This window comes from Stenomitos rutilans (assembly GCF_059505485.1).
Genome location: NZ_JCACKR010000077.1, coordinates 15,828 through 34,677, shown reverse-complemented (window position 1 = coordinate 34,677; position 18,850 = coordinate 15,828). Strand labels below are relative to the sequence as shown.

The following is an 18,850-nucleotide window of genomic DNA, read 5'->3' as shown; positions in this document are numbered from 1 at the left end:
GGAGGCAGATTAAACGAAATGACTAATGAACGACCTGATCCCAATCAGGCTGCTACAAATTCGTCTGCTCCAGATACCGTTGATTCTTCAAAGAGTTCTCATCCTCAAGCGCCGCAAGTTGGGCAAACGGTGGAGGGCGATCGCAATCAGGCGATCGGACAAATGTCAGGCGGGACGGCGATGGGTAATGTGCAGGGAGCAGTTTTCAACATCTCAGGTAGCAGCATTACTAATCTCACTGGGGCTGGAAATATTCATTATCAAGAAGCTACCCATCAGCCAGCCATTTCAGACAAGGGCGCTAGGGTTGCTGGTGAACCTCAATTGGTCAAGACGATTCTGGTTTTGGCGGCAAACCCCAAGGGAACTCCTTCTCTGCGATTGGGGGAAGAGGTACGCGAGATTGAGGAGGGACTGAGGCGATCGCGCCATCGAGATGAGTTTAAGGTGATCTCAAAGTGGGCGGTAACTGCTAGAGACATGCAGCGGGCGTTGCTCGATTATCAGCCCCAGATTGTTCACTTCTCAGGTCATGGCGTTGGAACTGAAAATTCAGGTAACGAGCCGCTATCTGCTCGTAAATTCAGCGTCGTTTCGGATACCGATGCAGAGCCAGAAGGCTTGATGTTTGAGGATGAAACTGGGCAACCGAAGTTGGTTTCTGGAGCAGCGATCGCCAGTTTGTTTGCCTTATTTACTCACCAGGTTGAGTGTGTGGTGCTGAATGCGTGTTACTCAGAAGTCCAAGCGAAAGCAATCTCGCAACATATTGCTTGTGTCGTAGGCATGAAGCGCTCAATTGGAGATCAAGCGGCGATCGAATTTGCGATCGGCTTTTATGATGCGCTGTTAGCAGGGCGATCGGTGGAGTTTGCCTACAAGCTGGGATGCAACGCAATTCAGATGGCTGGAATTCCAGAGCATCTCACACCGATTCTCAAATGCAAATCATGACTCAGGAAAGTTGGTATTGGCAGTTGTCGTTTGTTCTGACACGACTGGCATCGGAAACCATTTTGCGCCATGAATGGTAGCTGGTGTTTTAGATACAAGATTTATCACTCGATCGTCACTGCCTTCATCGAGTCGCCAGTAGCCAATCAGACCATTGTCGTTCTCTACGTCGCTGTTCAACCGCCGTGACATGTTTGCTTTAATCTGGTCTTGAGGACGACAGACATTCCAGAGTCGGACATCTGCGATTGCGACATCGTAAAACCTTTTCTGTGACTGCGGAACATCCAGTTCCGCTTCTTGACCGCCAATCTTCAAGTTACCTGTCACACCCTTCAGTGAGCTTGTAAATAGCCCAAGGGTTTGGTTTTTGGCAGGAGTTACAATCGTCTTTGCCTGCCCCTCAATCACCAGGGAGTCTTGCACTCTACCATCAATGTAAATAGAAAGCTCCGATGAGGCGTGCTCCCAAGTGAACGCGACATGATGCCAAATCAAATCTTGAGGAAAACTATCTTTTGTGACAGCTACTGTTCTGTTTAACGCGCTTTCGCCCTGCAAAATCACTCGGATTTTACCGTTATGCCATGCAATTGAATAGCTGCACCCATTCAGATCACCTTGACTCACAAGCGAACAATTACCAAATTTGTGTTTAATCCATGCCTCGATCGTAATTGCTTCTATGATGACTAAATCGTTGTTGTTTGCACAATCAACCTGCTCCGTATTGCTACTAAATCTAAGACCGTAGGGTAAGGCTGCGAAATATAGTTGAGAAGCATTTAATCGCTTTACCCCTCGAAGAATGCCGTAATCACTTTGCTGAGACACAGAGTTGTACACGTTGTCACTCTGGCTCTCTTCAAATCTCCAATAACCAACTAACCCTGGCTCGTTGTTGCTTAATTGCCGCGTCATATTCATGGCAATATCTTGTGAACTTCGAGCGATATTCCACAAACGAACTTCAGCGATCGTGCCTGAGAAGAACTGCTCCAAGTCTGGAATCCGAGTATGAGGAGGATGGGCTAATTCTGATGTTCCTTGTTTTAGCGCTACCCCCATAAGGATTGGAGCACTGGACGGCAAATTAGAATCCCCTTCTAAGTCAACTGGACTCGGTTCGTCCATTGATTGTCCCTCACGTCCATTAACATATAGTTTGATAGTTGATCCATCCCAGGTTGCAGCAATGTGGCTGAACTCGTACTGTAGCGCAGGAATTGTGGAAACTGAAGAGTAGTATTTGGTTGATGCATCTGCCGAAACTGAAAGCACAGAAAACAAAGCCTGACCAATCGAGTTTACTCTGAGGGTAAATTCACCTGGTCTTGGATGCGCTGCGTCCAGTGTTCGGCTGATGACCATACCACCCATTATTGGATTGATCCAAGCTTCGATGGTAATAGCATTTAGCGTTTCTAAGCTTTGTAGATTACGAACGGATTGAACACTTCTGGAATTAAATTTAAAATTAGAACCAGCATTCTCAAGAAGTGTAAATAGTGTTCCATCAAGTTTCCAGAGTTTAATGATACCTCCTTCAATCCCTCCATCCTTATTTAAAGTTGCTGAAGTTGCTATCGTTTGACCATCAGAGCTAAAGCTGAGGAAATCTACCCCTGCTTCCTGAATCTCCTTCGACTCTCCTGTAGCAAGATTCCAAAGCTTAACGACACTACGATCGCTAGAGGCAAGCATCTGGCTATTGGGGCTAAAGCACACCTGAACTACTAACGCTTGATGTCCTTCCAGTGCTTTTACAACTTCGCCGTCCTCAACTCTCCAAAGCTTGATTGTTTTATCGCTGCTTCCAGAAGCAATCATTTCTCCATCTGGGCTAAAGCATACAACCCTAACGAAGTCAGTGTGTCCTTCAAAAGATCTAAAATCAAGCGTATCAACCGTCCAAAGCTTGAATGCTCTTTCACCCCCACTAGCAGAAGCAATTCTCTTACTATCAGGACTCAAGCTGACTGACCGAACGAAATCTGTATGTCCTTCAAACGTTTTAAATTCGCCAGTTTCAAGATTCCAGAATTTGACCGTTTTGTCTGCACTTCCAGAGGCGAGTCTATTGCCATCAGAATTAAGGCTGAGACTCATAACTGTTCCTTGATGACCTGTCAAAAGTCTGATCAGTTGTCCGCTCTCAGCATTCCACAGCTTGATGCTGAAATCAGTCATCGCTTGTCCGCTCTCTGCATTCCACAGCTTGACACTGGAATCAGTCATCGCTTCAGCAATAATGGTTTTAGTTGGGCTAAAGCAGATTTCTGTATTGAGTGCCGTTGATTCAAAACTTCCAAGCTCTACAAAATCTTGACTCCAGAATTTAATCGTTCCTTTTTGTTGTTGAGCGCTGTGAACAACTGAAGTAGCAAAAATTCTGGAATTCAAGCTCACGTAACTGTGCTGACCATCAAACTCCAAGGCGGCTGGTAACGGCGGATAGTTTAACTGCTCAGCCGTAATCACAAAATCTTGAATGAAGTTTTTCAGTTTTGGATTTCTAAAACTTCGTCGTTTGAGATCATCAATGATGCGGCAAGTTCTAACTCCCTGATGGCACTCGATAGGAGTGCGATCTCCAGCCGGACTCTGCTTAGTAGGATCTTCAGGTTTTTTAGGGACAGCAGCATGATGGAGTGCGACCAATTCCCAGCGTGTATTAAATGCAGGACTACCTGACGAACCATAATCTGCATCTGCTTTATATCTCAAAAAGTCCTCGTAGAGTCCATTAGTAATGACTTCATTATTGTTGAGAACAATTTGTTTTTGCCTACCTTTCGGATGTTGAACAACAATTACAGAGTCGCCACGTTTTCGTCTCAATGCACGATCGCTAACCCTTTTACCAGGCTCATTGAATGCATCCTCTCCCATTAATCGACCGAGTTCTTTAATCTCTTCCTGCTCATAAATCTCAACCTCTGAAGAATTAGCATCCTGATGCCAGATGATTAGAGATTCTTCTGTGTCGATAGTGTAGCCGCGTAATTTCAAGGCATCGATCGCAACTTTACCCGCTTCCATTACTGAGAGAATCTGATCGCGGCTGCCTTCAAACTCAACCCATACCAATCCAGGAGCAACACTTTCATCATTTTCAACTAATTGAATCCAACCAAGTTCAAAGCCTGCTTGTCGAGTAAACATACCTGACTTGAGTTGCACCAATGTGTAATCGAGACCAGGATTAGAAACAAAAAGAGTCGAATCAAATTCGTAGTCAATTGATTTTTGGTTCTCACCTTGTAGGTTTTCAGCAAAGCTGAACTGAGCAACGCACTGATCCGCCGTTTCTGCATCTGGAATTACGTGATGATTTGTGAGCAGATGGCTTCCGCCGACTAAAAAACCAGTACCGATCGGAATCGGTAAGATTTTGGCAAGTTGATTTTCTGTAATATCCTGAAGTGCTTTGAGCGGAGTTTTGTCTCCTGCTTGAAATTGTTGCCGAACTGCTTCGCTAAACACTCCTTCGGCGATTTGCTGAGGAATGGAGAAGATTTCAATTACTTTGTCAGCGCTATCAAAATTGTGAGGAAAACTCCCTAGTTGCTCAATCGCTACTTCAAGATTCTTCACAAAGTCAAGGAAGCTTGAATGAGAAAAGTACCTTGCAATCCGACAAACTGATGAACTTTGCTTAACTCCAGCTTCTAGAAACGAAATTGGTACGAAATCTTCAGTATCAATGACTACACTAACTAAAGCATGTTGCTCAGAACGCGAGCGTGCCCTGACAATTTCAACAACCTCTATAAAATTCTCAACTCGAAGAGGTTCAGTAGAGATTAGGGTGCCAATGATCGATACACCTGGAAGATTCGTTCCCGGAAAACCAGGAATATTGCCTTGCAGTTGTAGAACAGGTTGCTTTGATTGAGTGGTATACATTTTGTTAATTTAAACAGAAACAACCATGATTGCATAGTAATATTGCTAAATTACATGAAACAATATTGGTTCAGTCCGTGGATTTAATTATCAACGATTTCAAGATGCCCAGCAACCTTAAAGCTATATTATCCTAGACTAATTTTTCAAAGCCATTGTACTAAGAGTTAAGAAACGCAGATTTTTTAATACTGTTTGACTTTAACCATATCTGGTAATTTTGATTCTCACTCAAGGTCTGCGGAATGAAAACGGATCAGCAGAAGTACCACAAAGCTAAGTCTATTCAGGGTAAACGATTTGGGCAGAACAGTTTAAACATAGATTTTCAAAGTAAGAGTGCGGGTCAACAGGTTTTATTTAAAAATGTTTTGGCTCTGCTAACCATTATACTGAGTGTTTTAGCGAACGTGCTTGCAGGCTACGTTGGCGGATTCATTAGCTTGTACGGCATAATTGACAATCCCGCTCGTTCACAGCTTCACATTACGTTTTTAATTGTATTAGTTGTGCTTGTAAGTGCTATTACTCAAGACATAATTAAAGTAACACTTACTCTATTTGTTAGTTTGGGTATCGTCATTGCATTGTCAATTTTATTGGGGGTTTTTGGTCTTATTCAAGGCTTTTCTGCTTTTTTAATAACGACTATAGTAGCAACAGGATTGTGTTTAGGACTAAGTGCCGCTGGTTTTCTAGCAATTCGTTTCATTATTGCTGTTGCTGATATTTTATTCATTAATTCCAATTTTCTTAAAATTGTTATTGTTGTCAGCGGTGTTTCTTCTGCAACGATTAGCTGTTTTGGGGTAATTGCTGATGTGTTAGAACGAAAGAGCTTACCATACAGCAAAATTTTGCTTACTTCACCACTGACATACTGGACAGTACTTTTGCTCGGTGCTGGATATGGAGTATTTTTAACACTGATTGCTTGGCTCGCTAACTACCTTCGAGAAACACCTTGGTCATATCCAGGACTCCAACGATTTTGGGCGCTCATAGTCGGTTCTTGGTGGGGAACTTCTTTTGCAAACCTAGATTTGAGTAATGTTAACTTTACCAATGCTAAGTTAGCAAATTCTGATTTACGGGCGCAAAATCTTTATCGCACATGTTTTCAAGGTGTAGTTGGCTTGGAACGAGCCAGAGTAGATAATCAATACCTCGATTTGGAGTATCCCAAAGTTCAGCGATTACTCACACATGGCAGTAGCCGTGATAAAGACTTTAGAGGATTTAATTTGCGAGGCGCGTATCTTCAAGGTGCAGATATGCGTGAATTTGATTTTACAGATATCAACCTGACAGGCGCAGACCTTAAAAGTACGGACCTTAAAAGCACAGACCTACGAGGAAGTACCCTCATTCGGACCCAACTTGCAGGGGCAGATTTTCAAAGGGTTGACTTGCGTAAGAATATTCTGATTGATGCCAACCTGACAGAGGCAAACTTGCGAAATGCTGACTTACGAGACTGCATTCTCGTTCGTGCTCAAGTCGCACGGGCTGACTTTTCAGGAGCAGACTTGACTGGCATCTGCATTGAAGACTGGAGCGTTAGCAGCAAAACCAACTTTACGGAGGTTCGCTGTGATTACATCTACCGACGCTATCGGGATGGACAACCTACTGACCGCTATCCCGTCGATCGCAATTTTGAACCCGGTGAATTTGCTTCCCTGTTCCAGCAACCTGAGAATGAGTTAGAGCTTGTATTTAAGGGCGAAGAATTTGACTATACTGCCCTCAGCTTGACATTTGATAAGCTACAAACTGATAAACCAGACCTAAAACTAAAACTGCAAGGAATTGAGCAGCGGCAAGACTTATGGGTTGTGAAAGTCACAAGCGATGATCCTGCCAATGTAGAGCGCCGAATCAAAGAAATTCAAGATGCTGTTTACCAGGGATATGAAGTCACTGCGACTCGCCTGGAAAATAGCCCGCTTTTCCGTAGATTGGTTAGTGATCTTGCAAACGTCAAAAAAACGCAAGAAGAAACGAATGAAGAAGTGAAGCAGCTTGCTAAACGCATCGGCAGCAACTTCTATTTTGTGGGTGGCACGATTACAAACGTCACTGGTGCGGGTGAAATTAGGTACACAGAAGCCAGCAATCAAGTTCGTAGCCTAGTTACGGGAGATGGGCATGAAACTCAAGTGGTTAATACTCTGCTGAATCAATTGAGGTCTAGCAATGTAGCAACCACAGCCAATGAACAAACAGAATTGATCCAACTTATCATTCTCGAAGAAGCGCAGCGAGATCCACAATTCAAACAATCCCTGTTACAACAAGAACAGCAAATTTTGGCGGCGCTTCCAGAAAGGGCGATCGCTACTGCCATCCAAAACGCGATCGCCCAGCTAAACGGTGAAGGTAGTAGCAGTATTGTTTGACCTTTACTGTAAATAGCCAAAAAATATGAGCTAGAGTTTAGCGCACCTGATCGCAACAGCTACATTCGTAAATTAGTGGCGCAAATTTTCCAAATCTGGTACAGTATTGCCACTCTACCCTTGCTGTCCTCTTTCCCTCCCATGCCTGACGATTGCCTCAAAACCGAACTTCCCGAATGCCCTGATGATGCGGTACTGCTCGATGAAAGTAGCTACAGTACAGACATTCATAAGTTCATCGAACAGCTTGTGCAGCAGGGGGTCGCCACGACTGAATTTCGCTCCCGGCTCATTCAATGGGTGGCTGATTCCCTTAATCAGGCAATCAAGAAAGCAAGAAAAAAAGCTGTACTAGCGCACCTTCATGTTTCTAGACGTACCTTTTACCGCTGGCTTCAATCATACTTCCGAGGAGGAGAAGAAGCTATTCCGCCAGAAACGCCACGCACAAAAGGTGAACACTTGCTGACTCAATTGTGGAAGCCCTTCATCACCACAACCTGGGAGAAGGGAAGCACGAACGGAAAGATAATGAGTGCGGCAGCGGTCCACGTAAAGGTTGAGCAGGAAGCAGCCAAAAAGTGCAACACAGAAGAGTATCCTGCTTACACAACGGTACTACGTATTGTTAAAGAGTTAATCGAGCAACGAGAAATCCAAGAAGGTAAGTGCAGTGCGGGACAAGGCACTGAACCACTCCTGAATACGCGAGATGGTAAGGCTCTCAAAGCCAGCTATCCAAATAAAGTCGTACAGGTTGACCATACTAAAGTAGACGTACTTTCAAAGCTTGAAGACGGCGAACTCGTCTTGCAATTTGAAAAGGTTAAAGATGACAAGTTGTCCCCTAGAGAGGGAGCTACACGCCTCTGGTTGTCGATTCTCAAAGATTCTTTTTCTAAATGCATACTGAGCCATCTGTTCAGTGCCAAGCAACCAGGATCGGAAGAAGTTGCCTTATTAATCCGACGAGCCATTCTTCCCAAGTATTTTCCTGCTGACTATGATTTGCGCGATGTTGCAATGCCCTATGGCTTCTTTCGTCATCTTTATACTGATGGCGGCAGAGACCTAAAGTCTAAACACGTCAAAGACATTGGCAGACATCTTGCAACAATTAGCGAAGAGCTTGGATTTACCTGCCATCTGCGTCGGCAAGTTTCAGATGGGGGTGATGCAGAGACTGTTTTTCATGGCTTGAACTGTCAAGTTTGGAGTGCTTGTCCGGGCTACACTGGCTCCAGCGTGCAGAAGCGCCCGAAGAATGTTGAATCAGAGGTGTGTCTGAGTTCGCAAGATCTAGATAAGCTGGTCGCTTGGCACCTGTACGCTGTGCACAACCATAAGAATCATCCTAAGTTTGAGACGAGAAGCCGCTACCGAGTTTGGCTGGATGGACTTGATGAAGAACTGCCTCCTGTGATGGAGGAACGGAAGCTGGATCTTTGCTTAATGAAAGTTGTGGATGCGAAACTGTACGACCATGGCACCGTTCGATTCAGGACACGAAAATACCGGGGAGAGGTATTAAAGGGCGTTAATGCGGCTTCTGTCACTCTTAGATATAACCCAGACAACATTCTCCGTCTACTTGCTTTTGAAAAGGAAGTCAATGAGAAGCCAGGACGGTTTTTAGGCTATGTCGAAATGCTTGAGGATGAGGTTAAGCTTCTGAATCAGTGGATTGATGAATTAGAGCTTGACATTCGCAAAATTAATTCTAATAAACTCGAAACTGAAACGTTACGCCTGGATGAGATCAACGAAATTAGAAAGGCTGTGACGACGAAAGCGCAGCTAACCAAGAAAGCTAATCGAGGCACCCGTCTGAAATATCAAGGCAAGCAGGATGGCTTAATAGACACAAAAAAAGCAGGCAAGCAAAAACAGCAAGCTCAGGAGCACACTCGTTTACGGGCAGCAGCAAAAGCTTCTAGTCACCCTGAAAACTCAAACTTCCAGGCTGAAGAAATCGATACGGCTTCAACAACGCAAACAATCGCCGCAGAGTTGAAGTCAGAGCAGCCGCTGGCAGCAGTAGCCTCTACCCCTACCCCGGAAGCAGTGCCAGTCGACCCAAAGGCAACTGTTCAACCCACTGATGCAGACGGTACTCGATCACTCACGCAACCTGCTAAAGCCAGAAACGTGATCGATATGCAGCAGCGTCTTCAAGAAAAAAATCAGGTAGAATTCTTTGAGCAGCAGCTTAAACTGGCTGAGGAACAGCGACCAAAGCTGATCGTTCCGCGCCGAACCAGACGGTTTTGATGAGGTTAGATCGCGATGCTACCGGAACCACAGTCAGGGCGTATTCCCCTAAGTCACTCGAATAAACCTGCATCAGATGCAGGCAATGTGACAGAGCGAATCAAAGCACTCATCAACCGAGAGTTCTTTGCTGAGACAAACCAATTGGTGGCTCTGGAGCAGTGGCTGAGAGATCGATGTGAGGACAGGCTTAGTGGTCGAATCATCGGTCCCAGGAGATGTGGTAAATCGACGATCGCAATGGAGTGCGTCGATCGTATCAGTGGGCAGAAAGGAGCATTGCGTCCGATTCCATTACGAACACATTACACTGATTGCCTGACCTCTTTTGACTCGCGTAAATTGTTCAATCAGATTACGAAGGAGCTAGGTCGCGGTGCCCGAGGTGGAAAGCCGGAAGATTACCGTCTCAGAGCCTTTGACACATTGGAGTTACTCAGGGTTGAAACCCTGTTGGTTGATAACGCTCATTATATGACCGAGAAGGCAATTTGTGATTTGATTGAGTTAGCGAAGAAGTGTGGCATCTCAGTTATCTTGCTTGGTCCGACTATTCTAGACAAGAAGTTGAAAGAGCTTGATTTGTTTGACTACTTCAAACCCTACTGTGAATTCAGCAACCTTTCCAAAAGTGAATTCTCAGGTCCAATCAAAACATTTGAACGAGAATTTCTGGGGTTGCCAGAGCCCTTAGAGTTAATAAGGGCTGAGACGGTAACGGATTTATTCAAAGCCTCTAATGGCAACTTTGGAAATCTAGTTGAAATCCTGATCCAGGTCATTCGACGCTCCTCAACGGTCGATGACTTTTATTTCGACAATGAGGTACTGAGCCAGGTCTTAAAGAAATATGGTGATCAAACAGTAGCTGAGCCGGATGATCAATAACCAAGCGGTTAGTGAATGTACACCTTTGATCCCAATCACCCATATACGATCGTCCACCCCCATGCAGGAGAAAGCATTGCCAGTTTCTTGTATCGGTTCCGACAAGCAAAAGGCAATCGGATTTCTTCTCCTAGTCAGTTAGGGGCAATTCTTGAAGTAGGCACAGCAATCAAACGCTGGGAGAACCTTCTCTTTAGTGGGAGAAAGCCTCAGCAGAAACAGGTGGAAGCACTCAGCAAGATTACGCAAGTTGAGGTTGATAGACTCTGGCAAATGTTTCCTCCCAAAGGTGAGCGATCGCAGCCTAACACCATCCGCATCTGCGCCGCCTGTTGCTTGGAAGAACCCTACCACCGAATAGCCTGGCAGCTCTACTCAACAGCAGGGTGTGATCGCCACAGGCTGCGCTTACTCCCCAGATGCTGGGCTTGTGAGAAGAACTTTTCAGTTGAGGCATTATTGAAGGAACAGAAGTGTGCTCACTGTGGAATGTCCTTCAGAAGTATGGTGAAGAAACAGAAACCGTATTGACTGCCCCGTTAATATTGATGCAATGTCATCACGCGATCGTCACAAGCTCAAACTGCTTACGATATGCTCTGATTGTGCAATCTGTTTTCTGTATCTTCTTGTCGGACAAAGAGACACCAAAACAAGAAGTGTGACTTGCGGGTACTCAAGAACGGCTGAACATTAAACAGCAGCTTCACTTGCACTAAATATACACATACTGAGTGCCAATTCTGAAATTAGAATAAATCTCTCTTGAGAAACTTATTCTTTATTAGGGGAGAGACCTCTTTGAGAACAACAAGGAACCCTTAATGTATTTCTATTCACTGACCGAAATGGATGAAGTTATCAGTTATCTGTATCGAGATAAGGAAATACCCTTAATTTCTCTAAAGAGAGACACTGCATAAGAATCTGTCATTCCTGCTATAAAGTCTGTTACCCTTAATATGTTTAGATACTTCTCATTTCCGGTATAGCCATTTGGAACAATCTTACCAGGCAATATCTCATTCAGTTTTTCACTTTTCTTATTACGCTTCTTGCTATTACCCGAAACAACTCCATCATTAACTGAAATAATAAATTCACTCATTAAGGCTGAAATAGCATCATATCCAGCTATCTCTATTAAAAGAACTTCTTGACATCTATATACTTTGTCTTTAACTTCACTCTTGATTGCTTTAATTCTTTGTTTGATTTCATCACTGCCTGAATCAAGCAAAGGAGTATCAAATTCACCAGTTAATATTCTCTTTTCATTCCGAATAAAAGAATCTTTAGTCAAGGTTATTAACTTATTTATTGCTTTGCCACGGAGAAATCTTATATTCTCTTTTTTCTCTGGCAATGCACTTTCTTCCTTTAAGATTTCCCTTTCTTCATTTTTAACTTCATCATCTGCAAGGCTAAGCAACAACTCTTTGGTAGTTTTATAATCAATATAGCCTGTGTTAAAGCCATCTTCAAGATCCATAATTAGGTAGCAAATATCATCTGCTGCTTCTACAAGAAAGGCTAAAGGATGCCTACACCACCAGGCTGCATTACCAGTGATTTGATTAAGCCCTGTTTTTTCAGCAACCTTTTCAAAAACTTCTTTTTCAGATTGGAAAAAACCATATTTCTTAGCGCTTACTCGCCATGAATTCTCTTCTAAAATACTCCTATAAACAAGAGATTCTCTGGGATACTTAGCAAAAGTTGCAAGAGTGGCGAAAGTCAGCTGTAAGCTGTTACGGTTAAATTGCCGCTCTGATCTAGTAAGAATCCTAAATCCTTGTGCATTTCCCTCAAATAATTCCAAATCTTCTTTTTCTGATGCATTTAATTGATCTAGTTGTTGCCTCCCTGTTTCTGTATAGAACCAAGATTGAATTGCATTTTCACCAGAGTGCCCAAACGGTGGATTACCAATATCATGAGCGAGACAGGCAGCTTGTACAATCGCACCAAAACTAGCTTCATTCAGACCTTTTTCTTCCTTTAGCTCTTTCAGGTCATTCTCGTATTCTCGAAGAATATGTGCTCCTGCAAGCCTCCCTAAAGATCTACCAACACAAGAAACTTCTAGACTATGAGCTAACCGATTGTGTACGTGGTCATGATCTGTAATTGGGAAAACCTGAGTTTTATCTTTAAGTCTTCTGAACGCTTCTGAGAAGATAATTCGATCAATATCACGTTCAAATTGATTACGCTCATGGGGATCCTCCCTATGTTTCTCATTTCCTTGTCGTTCATCGCTGAGTAGCTTTTCCCATTGCATCTTGTGATAAATCATAGATCACCTTACTACTGAGTTATTGTTCTACAATTGTTAACACGTTGGAACTGGAGCCAATCTGCAATATCCTGGGTTGCCTCCTCAACTGAACGACTACCGTCAACTACAAAGTCAGCTATATCTCTCAAGTAAGTGCCTACCTGCTGCTCTGTTACATCCAACTCCAGTGTTTGAATTGCTAGTAGCTCGTCTGTCCCTCTCTTAATTAAGCGGTTAGCTTGTACACCCCTATCAATGGTAATAAAGATAAGGTACAGTTTCATTGGGGCGACTAGTTTCTGTAGAGTTTTAAGAACATCTACGTGGCGAATACCATCGATTATCAGAGGTCGCCCGTGCTGCCAACTAGCCTGTTCTAGTACGGTGTTGCAGAATCCCTCTACATCACTTGTCACAAGTTCAGTACCAATTGCCTGTAAAACTTCTCGTGTTTTAGGAATTTTCCTTGCATCAGCAATAGAACGGACGTAGTCTCCGAAACTCACACGAGACCAGTGAAAGGTTTGAGCTAATTTATTTGAAAGTGCTGATTTACCACTGGCAATAGGACCAGAAAAAGTAAGAATAGCTGGTTTCATACAACTTCAAGATCCAATTTTAACTGTCTTACACTATCTTGTAAAACTACCCAGCCTCTGCGATCGCGTTTAGCATATTTGATTGGAGCAATAGATTTTACACGTTGGATACGAATTAAAGTTGCATAAGAGGCAGATTCGCGCTGTTTCCAAAACTCAGGATCTTGCGCGCATAAAGCCTCAGCAAAATCTTTTTGAATGCTTGTCCAGGAGTCAGGATCAAGTTGATAAAACCATGGATAAGTTACTTGGCAAATCCCAAGAATAGGACCAGACGATCGTTTTAGAAGAATTACATCCCCCTTTTTAACTTGATTGTAAGGAGCAAAGCGACGTGTTGAGAAACGCGACTCTATAGTTTTTTTTCCCTCTAAAACAAACTGAAGATATGGCTCTACAAAAACTGCAAGATGAAGTGAAAACGGCAGATGTGCCGATTCGAACAATGGAGACAGGTAATCCTCCCAAAATGGATCATCCTTCACGGCTAACTGTAAACTACTAACTAGCGGCAAAAGTGAAGTTTGTACTGCTCCAGTAGTCTCCAAAGAGTAAATTCTCCTTTCGTTCCAAACTGATAATATCCAGGGCTTGCTCTATTGCATTAGAGACAAGACTAATTTCTCTTGGTTGCAGTGCCCGCCCTATAAAAGCTTCTACAGCTTTATGGGGTGAGCGATCTCTCGATATAGCATCCAAAACATGCCACAGTATACCCCCTCCTTGACAAGAAAAAATCCTATTTCCAGAAGTCCAAACATCTGCAAGTTGACGTCGAGGATCTCGGCGGCTAACTGAGGTCAACACATCGTTGGGAGTGACTGAAATCAAGCTTGGATCAGCAAACTCCGAGTCGATCCAAGGACGGACTCGAATTCTGACACTAGAAAGGTTTACTTCTAACCACCCCTTCTCGGGTGAAGCAACAATAGGTCGGGGGACGTTAGTGGAATCTCTTCGAGCGAAGATAGCTAAATTACCTCGCCTCCAATCCTGCGGAACACAATGAACCCCTGTAACTCTAAAAACATTACGCTCGAATAAAGGAGCTAGGTAGGACAGAGACAGCTCTTCTAGATGTATCAGTTGAAGTCCTAATTGGTTCGCCCAAGTCAAAGTTTCTTGCCACTCCCGCTCAATACTAGGTCTAGTACCAATTGGGGGAAGGCTGACTAAAATGTGTCCGTCCATCTGACACAACTGACATGCATCCCAGAGAAATGATTGAACGTGCTCCGGATACCAGGGGGGATCCATTACAACAGCTTCAGCAGATATGTTTGGTAGTGCATCCCTCAGTAGATCACACTCTACTATCTGGGAACCTAACACTGTGTTAGACAAGCAACTCGTCATGATTGGATTTGCCTCAAGTAACACCGTGTCCCGTTGATAAGATGATTCAGTTCCTACGTGTAAAAGACTAGGGGTTCCAAGTAGAACAATTGTACCGTGTAGAGGGGTGACTTCCGCACATTTTTGCAACAAATATTCAACGGTTGAATCGGTAAATCTCCAATCATAATCAAGCGGATGAGGCGGCGGTAATGATTCTTGATGGCGGGCGTGAGTAAGCTTCGGTTGCTTCCACAGTGCCGAGTTAATCAATGTGCATGAGGTACTCTTAGGGATTGGCAGCGAAGGTTGAAGCTTTTGTAGAGCTTTGAAAGCAATAATTGGATCGACGCTAGGAAGTAACTTGATCAGTTGCTCAAACGTAGTAGCACCGTTTTTGACCGCATCAAAAATCCATTGTTCAACAGACTGTTCAAACTCTTGTGACTCGATTTCAGTAATTGTCATTGCAGTTGCTTTGTGTGTAAGGGGACATCTGTGATTGATTTTGATCGCTCGATATTAGAGTACCGATTTTCTAATTCTTTTTTCCAAGCTTCAATTGCAAGGTATTGGTTTTTCAATGCGGCTTGAGTGGCATCATTTAGCCGATCCTTGACTGGGATAAACGTTTGAATTTCCAACGGAACCGTTCGAAGTGGAAGATTGTAATCTATTTCCTGAAGTCGATCGACAAAGCGAGCCATATCTGCAGTAATTTCTGAGGCTGCTGGTGTTGTGAACGTTGCATAAGCATAGATGTCAATCCCTAACTCCAGCAATCGCTTCATTAATTGAAACTGCCGATTAAAGAGTTCAGGTTCAGCACAAGTATTAAATGCAAAAGACTCAGAATTAAATCCTTTAAAGCAACAGACACGACCATACTTTGGATAAGTCGCGATAAGTTCAAGATCAGCGTCTGATAAAAACTGCCAGAAGTAATCGTTGCTCAAGTTATCATCAGACCAAAGGTAAACCTGTTGCTCTAAACCTCGCTCTTTTAGTTCAGCCATCATCCAAGGAACCCACTCTGGAACTAAGTCAGGTTGTCCTCCTGTTAAATCAATCATTAAAGGAGGATCAGGTTGATCTAAATAAAGATCAATCAATTGAGATGGGCCCATCCACTCGGAATATTTACGATTTGCAGACAGCAGTTCAAATGGAACGAAACAGTACCAACATCGCCAATTACAAGCTGCACTTTGAAAAACTTGCGCTCGAATCATGTTGGTTGCTTGTAGTCCTAGTGTTGTACAAGCTGGATCGATCGGCAATGGATTTGATGGCCATACATTACTGCTCGATCGCCTGAAGTGTCGAATACGCCCGAATCCTTTGCAATTAGGAGGCTCTGTAAGATCATTTTCTTGCTGCGTGTTGTGAAAGTTGGTAATTAGCAACTGCTTATGCTGCAAATCTACAGATGCTTCCCGATAGCGTGCAGACAAAGTCTCAGTATTAATCACCATTTCAACTTTCACTCCGTTTGGTCCGCTGACTATTCGACTTATTTGAGCGAATTGGTGGAACCTTCTCTCCTTGCTCAGTTAGAAACGGAAACCGTTCGCCAACAAATCTCATACCCAATTGCGTTAGATATGATATCTCAAGGTCTGTTAGTGATCGATCTTGAGGAATGCCATACCAGTATTCGACGCACTTCCGGCAGCAAGAGGCGGTCGCATGTTGAGCAAAATCCACCGCATTCACTTTTGGTGAGTCCTCTTTCGAAGTCTGACGACCATCAAAACTGTCAGCAGGTGAACCAATGGACTGATAGATCTGCCTTTCCATGGCCACCTTCATGCCGCTGACACCTTTACGACGTGCATAATTCTCGACTCTTTGAGGAATCTCATTCGTCCAGTAGTGTTGGCGGAAAAGCTCATTTCGTAAGGCGGCAATCGCGTAGTCTAGATCCTTAGGATCAAGCTTATGTAAACGATCCCAGTCAAAGGGCGCTGGTTCATCACATGAGCGGCACTCTCCTACTGTATTCGCTGCCTTTTGCTTACGAGTAGGTTTATAGCAGTGCTTTCCATTATTGCAGTCTGAACTTGTGCATTTCAGTTGGAGTGGCTTTAACTCCTCCTCAACATTCCAATTATCCGACATTGCGTTTAACCTCCATAACTTCTAAAATTCCTGCTGAGGTAAGGTATCCGACAAAGCTCTTATCAAGAGTGTTTGATCCACATCATTCAAAATTTCAAAATTGATCTTCTCTAGGAGTACGTCACGAGCAATCTGCCACGGCTCAATACCTTCCGTTTGTAGATTGGTCGCAGCACCCCACCAATTTTCACCCTGAAGTGATAGCCGATAAGCCATGTGATCTGCTAAAGCCCCTACTAAAACTTTCTCCCTCGCAGCAACTTTAAAGACGGCATTCTTGAGTCGCTCAATACTACCTTTTGCTTCTTTGGTACACATCTCAACCAATTCCTTTTGGCGGCCATTGAGTAGGATCTGTTCGCCAAATCTTGTAGCCGTCTTTTCTTCGGGTGAGTCTTGCCGTTCCTGTGCAATATCCCCTTCTTCAACCACAGTTCGCTCAGCTCGCTCTGGTTCTTGGGCAGCGTGCCAGAGTTCATGGAGAAGGTCGAGCAGCCAGCGAGATGAGGACCTAGTGCGCTGCTTCAGAACAATGACGTTTCGTCCATTGACACGCCAGAATGCACCATGAAACGCTCCAGAATCTTTCAGTGGAAGAACGGGTATACCCAAACTCCAAACATACTGTAAAGCGTTTGAAAATGTTAGTTCACCATACGTTGAGCAGATTGCTTCACGCACTTGCTTGGGATCGGTCGGGATCGGTTTCGCTGGTAAATCTGCTGTGGCTTCTAGTACAAGCAATGCTAGGAAGTGAGCATAAACTGTGTAAGCACTTAATCGTTTCTGATTTGCTTTTGCATTAACTTTAAAGTGAACAGCTCCAAGGGGAGTTAAATCAAGCTGAAGCGGTCTAGAGCTAAATAGATCAGCTAGTGACCATCCAAACACCCGCCTTAAAGCGAGTGCGGCACTAAGCACTAAGGCATTAGTAGAGACTTCACCTTCATCCTGTGAAGTTTCAGCACTCAAAGTAGGGAAGAAACGGTTGAGAATAAGATCGCGATCAATTCCAGCTTGGCTTAATCGGCTCAACAAATCAGCCGGTGAGATTCTAGGTAACAAAACTTCTTCGCGAACCTGAACACCAATCGCACGACTGACTTCTACTAAACGTGCAAAGCTGGCAGAAGCATAAGCTGTATCCTCATAACGTTGGACTTGCTGTTCCTTCATCCCCAGTCGCTCAGCTAGGTCTTTCTGAGTCAACCCAGCAGCAATCCGAGCTTTGATCAGGGCAAATGGTAATGCTTCAAGCGAATCTAATTCGAGTACTGCCTGTTGTCCATCCTTCAATGCCTCATACTCTTCGACTTGGACGCGCAGTTCCGTAAGCTGAGATTCTAGCGAATCTCTTTCAGCTTTCCGCAGGATGGGATGGACAGACTGATCCTGCTGAGATGAAGCCGACAGTTGAGTGAGAGCATTTGAGAACTTTTCAATTTGAGCTTTAGTAATGCGGTATTGCCGCTCATTCTTAATCATGACCATATCTCCCACAGGTTTAGGGCAACAATGCCTTTGGGGTTTCCCGTTGCCTTGTCAATTTGAAAAAACTCTAGAAATATTTTTCCGCTCACTCCTTCAGTGGTTTGTGCCGGAAAAAATTCACCGAGATACTTCACCTTCTGAGCAACTCGACTGTTGTTACGTAACAGCGGATCGAGTAGATCGGGATTGACTCCCGTAATATCCCAGCAAATATCAAAGTCATTGGGATGTTCCTTCGCTGTTACGAAACTGCCATCGACGTAGACAACCTGGCAACCAGCCCCTCGCAGCCCTAACAAAGCCACTTTCATTCCTGAAAGTAGGTTCTGTCGGTGTGGAGTGTGCCCAAAACGACGAGCAAACTCCTGCCACGAAGCTTCGGTGTGGATTCCAGGTGGTAATAATCCATCTTGATTAAAGGGTGGAATCATAAAATCATTGTAACACAACGAAAAAGTTGTCTTGCTGTTTTCCTGTGCTATAGTGCTAACACAACGATTTTGTTTTGTCAAATGTGAGCCCTTCAATAGTTGGAATTTAGAGTTTGAAGTCAGGGCTGGCGTTGAGGCGCAACATTTATCAGCAGCCATGCAAGGAGA

General features: G+C 43.9%; 14 protein-coding genes. 5 read left to right on the top strand and 9 right to left on the bottom strand.

The features are described from left to right. Positions 1–18: 18 nt before the first annotated feature. Complete coding sequence (locus AC5JLP_RS13780; RefSeq protein WP_496068490.1) at positions 19–954, top strand: CHAT domain-containing protein; 936 nt, start codon at positions 19–21, stop codon at positions 952–954. Here AC5JLP_RS13780 and AC5JLP_RS13775 read toward each other — a convergent pair. Beyond that, a complete protein-coding gene (locus AC5JLP_RS13775) occupies positions 949–4,863 on the bottom strand; it encodes a LamG-like jellyroll fold domain-containing protein (protein ID WP_496068489.1) in 3,915 nt (1,304 codons plus the stop codon). The genes AC5JLP_RS13780 and AC5JLP_RS13775 overlap by 6 nt on opposite strands. 245 nt (positions 4,864–5,108) lie before the next feature. On the opposite strand from AC5JLP_RS13775, the gene AC5JLP_RS13770 reads away from it, so the two are divergent. From AC5JLP_RS13770 to AC5JLP_RS13755, 4 genes are all read left to right on the top strand, one after another. Next, positions 5,109–7,265 carry a pentapeptide repeat-containing protein gene (locus AC5JLP_RS13770; protein ID WP_496068488.1) on the top strand — a complete coding sequence of 719 codons (2,157 nt, stop codon included), beginning with the start codon at positions 5,109–5,111 and terminating at the stop codon, positions 7,263–7,265. A gap of 141 nt (positions 7,266–7,406) precedes the next feature. After that, positions 7,407–9,536 (top strand): TnsB C-terminal domain-containing protein, encoded by a 2,130-nt coding sequence (locus AC5JLP_RS13765; protein ID WP_496068487.1) that lies wholly within the window; start codon positions 7,407–7,409, stop codon positions 9,534–9,536. A 15-nt stretch (positions 9,537–9,551) separates the two neighbouring features. After that, entirely contained in the window at positions 9,552–10,424 is an 873-nt protein-coding gene (locus tag AC5JLP_RS13760) for an ATP-binding protein (protein ID WP_496068486.1), read from the top strand. Positions 10,425–10,439: 15 nt separating this feature from the next. Continuing rightward, entirely contained in the window at positions 10,440–10,955 is a 516-nt protein-coding gene (locus AC5JLP_RS13755; protein ID WP_496068485.1) for a TniQ family protein, read from the top strand. 334 nt (positions 10,956–11,289) lie between these two features. Here the strand turns inward: AC5JLP_RS13755 and AC5JLP_RS13750 are convergent, their stop codons facing one another. The 8 genes from AC5JLP_RS13750 to AC5JLP_RS13715 are packed head-to-tail and all read right to left on the bottom strand — an operon-like array spanning position 11,290 to position 18,682. After that, positions 11,290–12,723: a deoxyguanosinetriphosphate triphosphohydrolase gene (locus AC5JLP_RS13750; protein WP_496068484.1), complete on the bottom strand. Its 1,434-nt coding sequence runs from the start codon at positions 12,721–12,723 to the stop codon at positions 11,290–11,292. A gap of 11 nt (positions 12,724–12,734) precedes the next feature. After that, entirely contained in the window at positions 12,735–13,304 is a 570-nt protein-coding gene (locus AC5JLP_RS13745) for an AAA family ATPase (RefSeq protein WP_496068483.1), read from the bottom strand. Then, a complete protein-coding gene (locus AC5JLP_RS13740; RefSeq protein ID WP_496068482.1) occupies positions 13,301–13,789 on the bottom strand; it encodes an ASCH domain-containing protein in 489 nt (162 codons plus the stop codon). The genes AC5JLP_RS13745 and AC5JLP_RS13740 overlap by 4 nt, the downstream gene beginning before the upstream one ends. A gap of 16 nt (positions 13,790–13,805) precedes the next feature. Then, positions 13,806–15,107 (bottom strand): hypothetical protein, encoded by a 1,302-nt coding sequence (locus AC5JLP_RS13735; RefSeq protein WP_496068481.1) that lies wholly within the window; start codon positions 15,105–15,107, stop codon positions 13,806–13,808. Continuing rightward, positions 15,104–16,126 (bottom strand): radical SAM protein, encoded by a 1,023-nt coding sequence (locus AC5JLP_RS13730; protein WP_496068480.1) that lies wholly within the window; start codon positions 16,124–16,126, stop codon positions 15,104–15,106. The genes AC5JLP_RS13735 and AC5JLP_RS13730 overlap by 4 nt, the downstream gene beginning before the upstream one ends. After that, positions 16,116–16,760: a DUF4186 family protein gene (locus AC5JLP_RS13725; RefSeq protein WP_496068479.1), complete on the bottom strand. Its 645-nt coding sequence runs from the start codon at positions 16,758–16,760 to the stop codon at positions 16,116–16,118. The genes AC5JLP_RS13730 and AC5JLP_RS13725 overlap by 11 nt, the downstream gene beginning before the upstream one ends. A gap of 21 nt (positions 16,761–16,781) precedes the next feature. Beyond that, positions 16,782–18,245 (bottom strand): helix-turn-helix domain-containing protein, encoded by a 1,464-nt coding sequence (locus AC5JLP_RS13720; protein WP_496068478.1) that lies wholly within the window; start codon positions 18,243–18,245, stop codon positions 16,782–16,784. Further along, entirely contained in the window at positions 18,242–18,682 is a 441-nt protein-coding gene (locus AC5JLP_RS13715; protein WP_496068477.1) for a DUF6932 family protein, read from the bottom strand. Before AC5JLP_RS13715 ends, AC5JLP_RS13720 begins: the two co-directional genes overlap by 4 nt. Positions 18,683–18,850 lie beyond the last annotated feature (168 nt).

Bases quoted from the DNA above. Each gene is read 5' to 3' on its own strand.
- AC5JLP_RS13750 (WP_496068484.1), bottom strand. From the start codon at position 12,723: ATGATTTATCACAAGATGCAATGGGAAAAGCTACTCAGCGATGAACGA.
- AC5JLP_RS13755 (WP_496068485.1), top strand. From the start codon at position 10,440: ATGTACACCTTTGATCCCAATCACCCATATACGATCGTCCACCCCCAT.
- AC5JLP_RS13725 (WP_496068479.1), bottom strand. From the start codon at position 16,760: ATGTCGGATAATTGGAATGTTGAGGAGGAGTTAAAGCCACTCCAACTG.
- AC5JLP_RS13765 (WP_496068487.1), top strand. From the start codon at position 7,407: ATGCCTGACGATTGCCTCAAAACCGAACTTCCCGAATGCCCTGATGAT.
- AC5JLP_RS13780 (WP_496068490.1), top strand. From the start codon at position 19: ATGACTAATGAACGACCTGATCCCAATCAGGCTGCTACAAATTCGTCT.
- AC5JLP_RS13735 (WP_496068481.1), bottom strand. From the start codon at position 15,107: ATGACAATTACTGAAATCGAGTCACAAGAGTTTGAACAGTCTGTTGAA.
- AC5JLP_RS13715 (WP_496068477.1), bottom strand. From the start codon at position 18,682: ATGATTCCACCCTTTAATCAAGATGGATTATTACCACCTGGAATCCAC.
- AC5JLP_RS13760 (WP_496068486.1), top strand. From the start codon at position 9,552: ATGCTACCGGAACCACAGTCAGGGCGTATTCCCCTAAGTCACTCGAAT.
- AC5JLP_RS13720 (WP_496068478.1), bottom strand. From the start codon at position 18,245: ATGATTAAGAATGAGCGGCAATACCGCATTACTAAAGCTCAAATTGAA.
- AC5JLP_RS13775 (WP_496068489.1), bottom strand. From the start codon at position 4,863: ATGTATACCACTCAATCAAAGCAACCTGTTCTACAACTGCAAGGCAAT.
- AC5JLP_RS13745 (WP_496068483.1), bottom strand. From the start codon at position 13,304: ATGAAACCAGCTATTCTTACTTTTTCTGGTCCTATTGCCAGTGGTAAA.
- AC5JLP_RS13770 (WP_496068488.1), top strand. From the start codon at position 5,109: ATGAAAACGGATCAGCAGAAGTACCACAAAGCTAAGTCTATTCAGGGT.